This window comes from Paenibacillus cisolokensis (assembly GCF_018403665.1).
Taxonomy (GTDB): domain Bacteria; phylum Bacillota; class Bacilli; order Paenibacillales; family Paenibacillaceae; genus Paenibacillus_AH; species Paenibacillus_AH cisolokensis.
Genome location: NZ_BOVJ01000098.1, coordinates 39,013 through 48,880 on the forward strand (window position 1 = coordinate 39,013; position 9,868 = coordinate 48,880).

Annotated in this window: 10 protein-coding genes and 2 pseudogenes; 10 read left to right on the plus strand and 2 right to left on the minus strand. The window is 57.8% G+C overall.

Features of this window, described 5'->3' with window-relative positions:
• Positions 1-24 precede the first annotated feature (24 nt).
• The 5 genes and pseudogenes from PACILC2_RS13935 (at position 25) to sigJ (ending at position 4,965) form a co-directional block, all read left to right on the plus strand.
• On the plus strand, positions 25-834 hold the full coding sequence (locus PACILC2_RS13935) for an ABC transporter transmembrane domain-containing protein (RefSeq protein WP_213529185.1): 810 nt from the start codon (positions 25-27) through the stop codon (positions 832-834).
• Positions 795-1,916, plus strand: a complete 1,122-nt coding sequence (locus PACILC2_RS13940; protein ID WP_244863506.1) for an ABC transporter ATP-binding protein — start codon at positions 795-797, stop codon at positions 1,914-1,916. Before PACILC2_RS13935 ends, PACILC2_RS13940 begins: the two co-directional genes overlap by 40 nt.
• Before the next feature lie 120 nt (positions 1,917-2,036).
• A pseudogene (locus tag PACILC2_RS13945) lies at positions 2,037-2,552 on the plus strand (enolase C-terminal domain-like protein); the annotation flags it as partial.
• A 282-nt stretch (positions 2,553-2,834) separates the two neighbouring features.
• Positions 2,835-4,139: a phytoene desaturase family protein gene (locus tag PACILC2_RS13950; protein ID WP_213529186.1), complete on the plus strand. Its 1,305-nt coding sequence runs from the start codon at positions 2,835-2,837 to the stop codon at positions 4,137-4,139.
• The gene (gene sigJ / locus PACILC2_RS13955) at positions 4,108-4,965 is read left to right on the plus strand and encodes an RNA polymerase sigma factor SigJ (RefSeq protein ID WP_213529187.1); all 858 of its coding nucleotides are present in this window, start codon (positions 4,108-4,110) and stop codon (positions 4,963-4,965) included. The genes PACILC2_RS13950 and sigJ overlap by 32 nt, the downstream gene beginning before the upstream one ends.
• Before the next feature lie 322 nt (positions 4,966-5,287).
• On the opposite strand, the pseudogene PACILC2_RS26940 reads toward sigJ, so the two are convergent.
• Both PACILC2_RS26940 and PACILC2_RS13960 read right to left on the minus strand, forming a co-directional pair.
• Positions 5,288-5,362, minus strand: a pseudogene (locus tag PACILC2_RS26940) (winged helix-turn-helix transcriptional regulator); the annotation flags it as partial.
• A gap of 79 nt (positions 5,363-5,441) precedes the next feature.
• Entirely contained in the window at positions 5,442-5,927 is a 486-nt protein-coding gene (locus tag PACILC2_RS13960) for a MarR family winged helix-turn-helix transcriptional regulator (protein WP_062494784.1), read from the minus strand.
• 253 nt (positions 5,928-6,180) lie between these two features.
• Between PACILC2_RS13960 and PACILC2_RS13965 the strand changes: the two genes are divergently transcribed.
• The 5 genes from PACILC2_RS13965 to PACILC2_RS26950 all read left to right on the plus strand — a co-directional run bounded on the left by PACILC2_RS13965 (position 6,181) and on the right by PACILC2_RS26950 (position 9,821).
• Positions 6,181-7,281 carry an FAD-dependent oxidoreductase gene (locus PACILC2_RS13965; protein ID WP_244863507.1) on the plus strand — a complete coding sequence of 367 codons (1,101 nt, stop codon included), beginning with the start codon at positions 6,181-6,183 and terminating at the stop codon, positions 7,279-7,281.
• Between the two features lie 432 nt (positions 7,282-7,713).
• Positions 7,714-8,232, plus strand: a complete 519-nt coding sequence (locus PACILC2_RS13970; RefSeq protein WP_213529197.1) for a GNAT family N-acetyltransferase — start codon at positions 7,714-7,716, stop codon at positions 8,230-8,232.
• Positions 8,216-8,749 (plus strand): GNAT family N-acetyltransferase, encoded by a 534-nt coding sequence (locus PACILC2_RS13975; RefSeq protein ID WP_213529188.1) that lies wholly within the window; start codon positions 8,216-8,218, stop codon positions 8,747-8,749. Before PACILC2_RS13970 ends, PACILC2_RS13975 begins: the two co-directional genes overlap by 17 nt.
• Before the next feature lie 283 nt (positions 8,750-9,032).
• Positions 9,033-9,188, plus strand: coding sequence for a hypothetical protein (locus PACILC2_RS26945; protein WP_244863508.1), 156 nt, complete (start codon positions 9,033-9,035; stop codon positions 9,186-9,188).
• A gap of 132 nt (positions 9,189-9,320) precedes the next feature.
• Positions 9,321-9,821, plus strand: a complete 501-nt coding sequence (locus PACILC2_RS26950) for a hypothetical protein (RefSeq protein WP_244863509.1) — start codon at positions 9,321-9,323, stop codon at positions 9,819-9,821.
• The last annotated feature ends 47 nt before the right edge of the window (positions 9,822-9,868 follow it).

Here is a 9,868-nt window from a genome sequence, read left to right on the forward strand (position 1 = left end):
CGCGCTCAGACGGAGGTGGACACGATGAGTCCGGTTAAACGTTACATGCTGTGGGCCAGGTCATATTGGTGGATGATCGGCTTTATCATCCTGCTCGGCATCTTGCAATTCGCCGGTCCGCTATCGCTCCCTCTCTTCACCCAGACGTTGATCGACGACGTGCTGGCGGGTAAGAGCGGTCCCGGCTTGTACGAGACGGTCGGTTGGATGGCCGCCATCCTGTTCGCCGGCGTAGCCGTCAACTTCGCGCGCAATTACAGCTCCGCCATTCTGGGTAACCGCATGATGATGAAGCTGCGCCGTGAACTGTACGACCATCTGCAGCGCATGTCCGTCGGCTTCTACGAGCAGCGGCAAGTCGGAGCGCTGTCGTCTCGCGTCATTCACGACATCGGCGGAGCGCAGAATTTGGTCGGTGGCGGCATCATCAACCTGGTGCTCGATCTGCTGCTCGTAGGGTTCGCGGCGGTGCTGCTGTTCCGCATGAATGCGATGCTGGCGTTAATTTCGCTCGCGATTATGCCGTTCTATTATTTGTCCTTCACAAACATGAATGTCCGAATCCGGCTCGCCTGGCGGGCGGTTCACCGCCAGCTTGAACGCGTATCCGGCACGCTTGTCGAACGGATGGGCGGCATTCGGGTCGTGCAGGCGTTCAACGGCGAGAAGCTGGAGAAGGAACGGTTCGAGCGGCAGACGAAGCAGCATTACAAGCATACGGTCGCGGCGATGTTGTATTCGAACACCTTAGGCCGGCTCAGCGAATCGTTCGCCCACGCGGGCGGTCTGCTGATTTGGCTCGTCGGGGGCGGGCTCGTCTGCGCGGACAGATGACCGCGGGCGAGATCGTCGCGTTCAACATGCTGCTCGGCAACCTGTACGGGCCGATTCAACGGTTCGCCGATGTCAACGTGACAATCCAGAACGCGATCACGAACATCGAGCGCGTGTTTGAGTTGTTCGACGAGCAGCCCGACGTTGTCGAGAAGGCGCAAGCTCGGCCGATACCAAACTGCCGGGGAGTCGTCGAATTCGACCGCGTTACGTACACGTACACGATGCGAAACTTCGTCTTCCCTGACGGCAAGGGGTGGGGGCAGCAGCCTGAGATTATCGAGCGCGAGCAGCCGCCGGGAAAGTTCTTCTGGAAACCGACGAATATGCGGCCGAAGCCGCCCGAAGTTCGTCTCGAGGAACGGCGCGGCATCGCGGACGTCACGTTCCGGGCGGACGCTGGGCAGACGATTGCGCTCGTCGGTCCGAGCGGCGCGGGCAAGACGACGATCGCCAACATGATTCCGCGGTTCTACGATCCTGCAGCGGGCGTGGTGCTGATCGACGGGGCAGACATTCGGGAATATCGGTTGGACGACCTTCGCAAGCATATCGCGATCGTGCTCCAGGACAACATCCTGTTCTCCGGAACGATTCGGGAAAATCTCGTCTACGGCCGGCCGAACGCGACGGAAGCGGATTTGATCGGGGCGGCGCAATCGGCCAACGCGCACGAATTTATCATGCAGTTCAAGGACGGCTACGACACGGTTATCGGCGAGCGCGGGATGCGGCTGTCGGGCGGGCAGAAGCAGCGGCTCGCCATCGCCCGGGCGCTCTTGAAGGACCCGCGCATCTTGATTCTCGACGAGGCGACGTCGGCGCTCGACTCGGAATCGGAGGCGCTCGTGACCGAAGCGCTGGAACGGCTAATGCAGGGACGCACGACGTTCATCATCGCCCATCGGCTGGCGACGGTCGTGCGGGCGGATCAAATTCTGGTCGTCGACGAAGGCATGATCGTGCAGCGCGGTACGCACCGCCAGCTGCTGCAGGAGGGCGGACTGTATCGGAAGCTTTACGAACAGCAGCTGAAGGCGATGCGGCCGGAGGAATTGGCGTCTAAAAGTACAAGATCATGACGGAAGGAAGGTACGCTGGCGATGAACCGACCTCTAACTCATGCTCATTGCGAAGACAAACCTTTTATATGAATTCGTTTTCATATGGTGTGATGGGATGGGACTGCCGCCAAACATCATGTCTATTTCTTCGAAGAACCGATCGCTCCCGAGAACGCTGCCGCCTATAAAAGAATCCGCGAGAATTCAAGTAATGTGCCGATAGCGGCCGGTGAGCGCCTGTTTACCCGTTTCGAGTACCGCGAGGTGGTCGAAAATCAGTTGATCGATTTTGCCCAGCCCGCTATTTGCCACTGCGGAGGCATTACGGAGATCCGTAAAATCGCTTCGATGGTGGAGCCGTATCATATCAAGCTTGCGCCTCACAATCCCAACGGACCGGTTGCTACGGCGGCGAGCCTGCATGTCAGCGCAGCCACGCAAAATTTCGCGATTCCGGAGTTTGCGGCCCATTCGGTATACGCACGGCCGGATATCTGCAATTTGTCGTTCAAACCGGAGAACGGTTTTTTTGCTTTGCCGGAAGGGCCGGGCCTCGGCATCGAGCTTAATGAAGAGGCATTCGAGAAATACCCATATACCTTCAAGCAGCACGAGCCTGGTTATAACCCGGATGGAAGCGTCGCGGAAATTTAGAAGCAGCTTTCATTAGGAATAGCGCTGCATAATTATGCAGACGGCTTTGAGGGTATTATCAGAAATTATGAGCAAAGGGGATGTTAAGGCTCATTTCGCGACAGTCATTATCAGAAATTGTGGAATCGCCCCTTGACAAACCAAGCTTTTTCAACTTCATTTTCTCTGAAAATATGATTTCACCCAACTGTTCGTCATCATCAGAAAAAACATCCTGAAAGCTGTCACACTTCGCCCCCCTTGCCCGTCATACGGTCAAACGATCGAAAGGAATGATAGCAGATGCAAAAGGTTGATGTAGCTATCGTGGGCGGGGGTGTGGCCGGACTGACGGCGGCCGTCTATGCCGCAAGGGTGGGCAAAAAGACGGCCGTTATCGAAAAAGGGGAGCGTTTCGGCGGCCGGGCCGTGACCGTCAAGAAGAAAGGCGCATATTTCAGCCTCGGCGGGCATGCTCTGTATAGAGGAGACGCATACGACACGTTTCGCGAGCTGGGGCTGCGCTTGCAGGGCGGGTGGGCCTCGGCCGACGCTTGGGGGATATGGAAAGGGAAGCTGCTTGCGCTCCCTACGGGGGTCAAATCGTTGTTCGCCACTCCTTTCCTGTCGTGGAAAGGAAAGCTGGAGCTGGCATCCTGGCTCGCAAAGCTCGGCAAGCTGGACACCTATCGGTACGAGCGGACCAGCCTCCGGGAATGGATCGAAGGGAATATGCGCGACCCGATGGTGCGGCATCTGTTCTACGCATTGCTGCGCACCAGTTTTGTGACGGCACCCGACTTGCTGGCTGCGGGCCCTGTATTGCGGCATCTGCAGAATGCCGTTCGGGGAATCCTGTATTTGGACCGAGGGTTTGGATCGATCGTCGAGGAATTGTCGGAGACCGCGGCGGGGCTCGGCGTGAAGCTGCTCGCCGACAGCAAGGCGGTTGCGGTCGAGCACCGCGAAGGCTCCGTACGGCATGTCCGATGCGAGGACGGTACGATCATCGAGGCGGCGAACGTTGTGCTCGCGGTTCCGCCCGCGGCCGCCTGCCGGCTTGTGCCCGGCGCGGATGCGACCGCTCTGAAGACGTGGAAAGAGCAGGTGATCGAAGTGACGGCCGCCTGTCTCGATGTCGCCTTGCGGCGTCTTCCCGATCCGAAGCGGCAGCTCGTGTACGGCATCGACCAAACGGTCTTTCTGTCGAACCAGTCGCGCGCGGCTCACTTGAGCGACGACGGAGCGCAGGTCGTAGCCGTCATCAAGTACCAGGGCAAAGAGACGGATGCGGACCGGGATTTGCGGGACCTGGAACAGACGCTGGATCTCGTTCAGCCGGGCTGGAGAAGCGAATTGATCGTCAAGCAATATTTGCCGAAAATTACGGTTAGCCACGATTTCATGCATATGAAGCGCCGGGAGAATCCCGGTCCGGCCGTCCCGCAAATCGAAGGCTTGTATGTGGCAGGAGAATGGGCGTCGCACGGTGAAGTATTGGCGGATGCCGCAACCGCAAGCGCGAAGAGGGCTGTCCGGCATCTTTTATCCCGGGAAAGCAAGGAGACGATGGCCGATGGAAATCGAAGCTTTGTATCACGAATATAAAACGCCTCTTTTCTCGCTGGCTTACCGCATGTTGGGGAGCGTGATGGATGCGGAGGACGTCGTGCAGGACGCGTTTCTGAGCTACGATCAATTGCCGGACCGCAGCGCTATCCGGAACGAAAGAGCCTACTTGTACAAAATTGTCACGAACCGCTGTCTTGATCTGCTGCGCTCCTCGGCCAGGAAACGGGAGCTGTACGTCGGACCATGGCTTCCGGAGCCGCTGATCGATAACGGTTCGATCGATCCTTCTGACGAATATTTGCAGCGGGAATCGATATCCACCGCTTACCTTTTGCTGCTGCAGCAGCTGGGCGCGGTGGAGAGAGCGGTGTTCTTGCTGCGCGAAATTTTCCATTATTCGTTCGGCGAAATTTCGGAGATCGTCGGCAAAAGTAGCGTCAACTGCCGCCAAATTTTCCATCGCGCCCGGAACAGCATTCATTTCGATCCCGCCGAACATCCGCCGCTCCCGATCGCCGAGGAAAAGATCAAGGCGTTCGTGAATTCCATGTTCGAAGGGAATATGCGAAAGCTGCTGGAGCTGGTCGGCGAAAATGTCGTGATGTATTCCGACGGCGGAGGCAAAGCGAAGGCCGCACAAGTGCCTGTGGCCGGCTTCGATTTGGTCTTCAAACTGATTCAAAATTTGCTCAAGATGTACGAAGGGAGATTTGCGCTCGACTTTTTGCTCGTAAACGGTTCGCCGGGATTAATGCTCGTCACGGACGACGGCGATCGGCACGTCTATTCCTTCGCTTTCCGCCACGGCAAGATACGAAGCATCTATTCCGTGGCGAATCCGGATAAATTGCGGCATCTATAGCTGTAGCCCGCGGGCGGGAGGACGGAAAGCGGCTTCCTTCTCCCGCCGTTACCATGGCGTCGTCGCCCGATTCTATCTCGCTTGCGACCTGAACCGAGCCGGTTCCGGCCGTTCCCTCCGTCCGCCTGTTCCGCTCCCGATCAACCCGCACCCGTCCCTTGCCGAGTACGCCGATTTTGATGATTGTGCCGGTTTCGGCCTCGTTTCTTGCTACCTGGTTCAGTCCGGTTTGCGCGCGGTTGCCCATATCTACGGTTTGCTGCTTCCGATCGTTGTTCTCCTCAGTTTAAAGACTACACCCTTTTATTTCCGATTCCGACTCGCCTATAACAGACAACGTATAACCAAAGCCGGTGTCTTTTAGTGCCGTGCCGGTCGGAACGCAGGTTTCGCGCACGAGCCGCACTCTCCTTCATGTAAATATATCGAGGCTCCTCCGGCGCTCCGACAATATGACAGAATATGACTTGTTCGAATTATTTGTTCGGGACCTGCCGCTCGCTTTTCCTCTCAAGCAATTCCGCCTGGCGCACGAGCACCTGGCAGGCTCTGTCGACATAATCGAGGATGATGCGCAGCTCTTCCGGTCGGTACCGCGCATGAAGCTCGGACATGGCCTCGCCCAGAGGGCCGAACACGTCGTGAAGCGGACGCAAATTTTCATAGACCGGTTCGACAAGGACGACCCGCCGGTCGGCAGGATCTTTGACCCGGCGGATATACCCCGCTTCCTCCAGCCGATTCAGCACGCTTGTGATCGCGCCCGTCGTCAGCTTCGTCAATTCGGCCAGTTGTCCGGCCGTCACCCGGCCCTTGCCGAGCACCAGGTCCAGGCATTTGTGATCCGTAATGTTGAGCCCCAGATAGGCGGCGACGTTCTGATGAAACAATACGGTTTGGGTAGAGAGCCGCTTGGAGGCGTCCAGCAGCTCCCGGTTCAGTTTCTCTTTCGAGCCGTTCATGAGGTTTCCCCCGTTCCGCAATATACCCGATTATAGCACAACCGCCGGACGGTTGCCGAGACTGCTTGCTTTGAGCGTACTCGGCATCCGACCCGGGACCGGGGGCAAAATCGGTCTCGGGAAGTTGTCGGAACCCGAGCCGCATGCCGTACAATAGAAGCAGCCGTACAAAATCGGTATAACAGGTACGTAACTACGATATCTTAATTTTTAAGATATCTGCGGCGATGACTTGAACGGGAGGGCGAACCGAATGAAAAGAAAGAAGAAGGCGTTGATTATCGGCTGCGGCATAGCCGGTCCCGCTGCGGCGATGATGCTGAAGCGGGCCGGATGTGAGCCGGTCGTTTATGAAGCGCAGCCGGAGCCCGACGATTATGCGGGACTGTTCCTGAACGTAGGTCTGAACGGCATACGCGTGCTCGAGGAGTTGGGAGCGGATGCGTTCATCCGCAAGGAAGGGTTCGAAATGCGGACGATGAGCTTTTGGAACGGCAAAGGCAAACGGCTGGGACAGCTCGTGCAATCGTCCGGGGAACCTCACGGGTATACCGTCAAGCGGGGCGTTCTGCATAAAGCGCTGCGCGAAGAAGCGGAGCGGCAAGGCATTCCGATCCGTTTCGGCTGCCGGCTCGCGGATATCCGGATGTCGGGAAACCGGGTTGAGGCCGTATTCCGCGACGGGTCTGCGGACGAAGGAGACTTCCTCGTCGGCTGCGACGGCCTGCACTCCGCCGTGCGCAGCATCATCCTGCCCGGGGCGGCGCAGCCGTCGTATACGGGGCTCATCAGCTTCGGCGGTTACGCGCGCGGCGGCAAAGTCCGGCACGAACCGGGCGTGCAGCATCTGGTGTTCGGCAGCAAGGCGTTTTTCGGTTATCTGGTGCGGGAGGACGGAGAGATCTACTGGTTCGGCAACATCGGATATCCGGGCACGCCGACGCGCCGGGATTTGCAGGCGATACCGCAGGCGGAATGGAGGGGCATGATACGCGACCTGTACGCCGGCGATGCGGAGCCGGTTCCGGACATCATTCGGCGGACGGATACGGAGATCGGCGTATATCCGATCTATGACATGCCGTCCCAGAACGAGTGGCATCGCGGACTCGCCGTCCTCGCCGGCGACGCCATACACGCCACTTCGCCGAACGCCGGGCAGGGCGCGGCGCTGGCGCTGGAAGACGCGATGGCGCTTGCGCTGTGCATAAGGGATATCGAGAATACGGAGCGCGCGTTTTCCGCGTTTCAGCGTATGCGGCGGGAGCGGGTGGATCGGATCGTCCGGTATTCGCGCAGTATCGGACAGCGCAAGCACGCCACGCACCCGGTGCAGACGTTTTTCGCGATCTGATGCTCCCCCTTTTCTTGAAGTCGGCAAGCAAACGATCGCACGATTGGATGTACGGTTACCGCCTCGATTGGAACCGAAAGCTCGGCGGCGATTTGTAACCCGAAGCGCGGGCGAATGGAATGATCGGCAAAGCGGCGCTGAAGCATTTTCTCGAATGCGGACGCAGGCGTCTCCCGGCGCGCGTCGGGCTGCATGGCGGATGGTCAAACCGTTTTGAGCGATGAGGGAAGTGGCAATTTTATGAGGGAACCGGCGATTTACGATATCACTTTACAATGTTTTCCTATTCCGCTACGATAAAAGGAAATTTGTCGATTTTGTTCAAGCGTCAGATCAGGAAGCTGAGGAAAAGGTTGGTTTATTCCGTCCTTAGGGGCGTGAGGTAAAGGGAGGTCGTTTGCCGTGAGCGGGTATGAGCTGGTCGAGCCATCGATGGAGTACCGGGATGAATATTTGGACATGATTCGGGAATGGATGGAAACCGGAGAGAACATGGTGCCGTTCGTGCTGAAATTCGACTGCGCCGATTTCGATGCTTTTCTCCGTGAGCTGCATCGGCTCAAGACCGGATCCGACCTCGGAAGCGGCAAGGTGAACAGTTCGACCTATTGGCTCGTGAATGCGGATCGCAGGGTGTTGGGGGCGGTCAATATTCGGCATACGTTGAACGAGCAGCTGCTGACGATCGGCGGGCATATCGGCTATGGCATACGGCCGAGCGAGCGAAGGAAGGGGCATGCGACCCGGCTGCTCGCGCTCGCGCTTCGCAAAGCCCGCGGACTCGGCATTTCGAAAGCGCTGGTCACATGCGACAAGGAGAATGTCGGATCGGCCAAGACGATTCTGAACAACGGCGGGGTGCTGGATTCGGAGGATACGGTGAAGGGAACGGTCATTCAGCGGTATTGGATCGAGACGGGGGAGGCGGAGGCAGATGCAGACGATCGTTAATCGGCAGATGACGATCGATGATGCGGAACGGCTTCAGGATATCGACCGGTCCGAATATATCGATCTGATCTATGAAATGCGGGGCGGAGAGATGCGCGAGATCGCGGCCGGTCACGAATGCCCGGCCAGGAATGCGGATTTGCTGGACCGGATGCGGCAGCGTTACCGCGACGAATTGAGCCGCGGCGGAACGGCGTTCGGCGCGTTCGACGGCGAGACGCTGGCGGGCTTCGGCGTGCTTGCCTACCGATTTCGGGGGCCGGAACAAGACCAGTTGCAGATTGACTTGCTGTATGTTTCGCGCGGCTATCGAAGGCGGGGCATCGCCACCCGGATCATGAACGAGCTTGGGCGTACGGCCATCGGGAGAGGGGCCAAATCTTTATATATTTCTTCGACCGAAACGAGATCCGCCGTCTCCTTGTACCGGAGCATCGGCGGCCGGATTGCCGAACGCGTAGACCCGGAACTGTTCGAGAAGGAGCCGAAGGATATCCATATGATCGTCGAGCTCTGATACCTTCGCCGCGTTCATGCCGGTTGGATAATAAAGTCGTATTCTTGTTTGTCGGATAATAAAAGGTCACATTCTTGTTTGTCGAATAAAATCCGTCGTATTCATGTTTGTCGAATAAAAAACGTCGCATTCCTATTTGTCGGATAAAAGCACCGTATTCTTGCAAGCCGGTTAAAAAACGCTCCACTCATGCCCCAAATAAAAAACTTGGATCGGCCCGATAAAATTCATTGTTTTCCACAGCGTATGGAAAATCGTGTAACCTCGGATTGAGGTGATTGGCATGACAGTGAATTTCGGACGCGCGGCCGATGATTATGCGAAGTACCGGGACCCGCTGCCGGATGCGCTCTTCGACCAATTGGCGGAAAGAGGAATAGAATGGAAAGGCAAGTCCGTCGTCGATCTTGGTTCCGGGACCGGTCTGTTCTCGCGTTAGCTGGCATCGCGGGGTGCGTGGGTAACGGGGATCGAACCGTCTCTCGCTCTGATCGGGCAGGCGGTTCGCTCGGACCGGCGGTATGGCATCGATTCCATTCAATATGTCAATGCACATGCCGAAGACTTCGCTTTGCCGGGCCGATACCCGCTGTTCACGGCCGTTCGGGCATGGCATTGGTTCGACCGCGTTCGCGTCATCCGGAATTTAATCGCGCACTGCGAGCCGGGCGGGCATGCGGTCGTGGTCAACTCGGTATTTTTGCCTGACTCGGAGGCGGCACAGGCGACATTCGAAATCGTTCGGAGTTATCGGATCGCCATCGGGCCGGCCGGATCGTATGCGGAGACAAAGGAGCGAAGATGCGGGTTCCCGGTTCCTTGGTTCGCGGAATGGGAGAGCCACTCGCTGCGCGTCGCGGGCGAATGGGAGCATCAGTACACGCTGCCGTTTACGCATGAGGAGTGGTGCGGGAAAATTCGGTCCGTCTCCTGGATGACGGCCGCGGACGACGAGACGCGCCGGAGCGTGACCGATAGTTTGCTGCGCCGGCTGTCGACGCTCGATCCGATCCTGCACGTTCCCCATAAATATTCCGTTGTCGTACTGCGGTACGAGGGAAGCGCCGGCTGATCCGGTCATTGCGAATGGGTCGTAAATGATCGCTCGATCCGAATCAT

What these genes read in the sequence shown, in the direction of transcription:
- sigJ (WP_213529187.1), top strand. Translation starts at nt 4,108, where the DNA reads ATGGAAATCGAAGCTTTGTATCACGAATATAAAACGCCTCTTTTCTCG.
- PACILC2_RS13965 (WP_244863507.1), top strand. Translation starts at nt 6,181, where the DNA reads ATGAAAAGAAAGAAGAAGGCGTTGATTATCGGCTGCGGCATAGCCGGT.
- PACILC2_RS26945 (WP_244863508.1), top strand. Translation starts at nt 9,033, where the DNA reads ATGACAGTGAATTTCGGACGCGCGGCCGATGATTATGCGAAGTACCGG.
- PACILC2_RS13960 (WP_062494784.1), bottom strand. Translation starts at nt 5,927, where the DNA reads ATGAACGGCTCGAAAGAGAAACTGAACCGGGAGCTGCTGGACGCCTCC.
- PACILC2_RS13970 (WP_213529197.1), top strand. Translation starts at nt 7,714, where the DNA reads ATGGAGTACCGGGATGAATATTTGGACATGATTCGGGAATGGATGGAA.
- PACILC2_RS13935 (WP_213529185.1), top strand. Translation starts at nt 25, where the DNA reads ATGAGTCCGGTTAAACGTTACATGCTGTGGGCCAGGTCATATTGGTGG.
- PACILC2_RS13950 (WP_213529186.1), top strand. Translation starts at nt 2,835, where the DNA reads ATGCAAAAGGTTGATGTAGCTATCGTGGGCGGGGGTGTGGCCGGACTG.
- PACILC2_RS13975 (WP_213529188.1), top strand. Translation starts at nt 8,216, where the DNA reads ATGCAGACGATCGTTAATCGGCAGATGACGATCGATGATGCGGAACGG.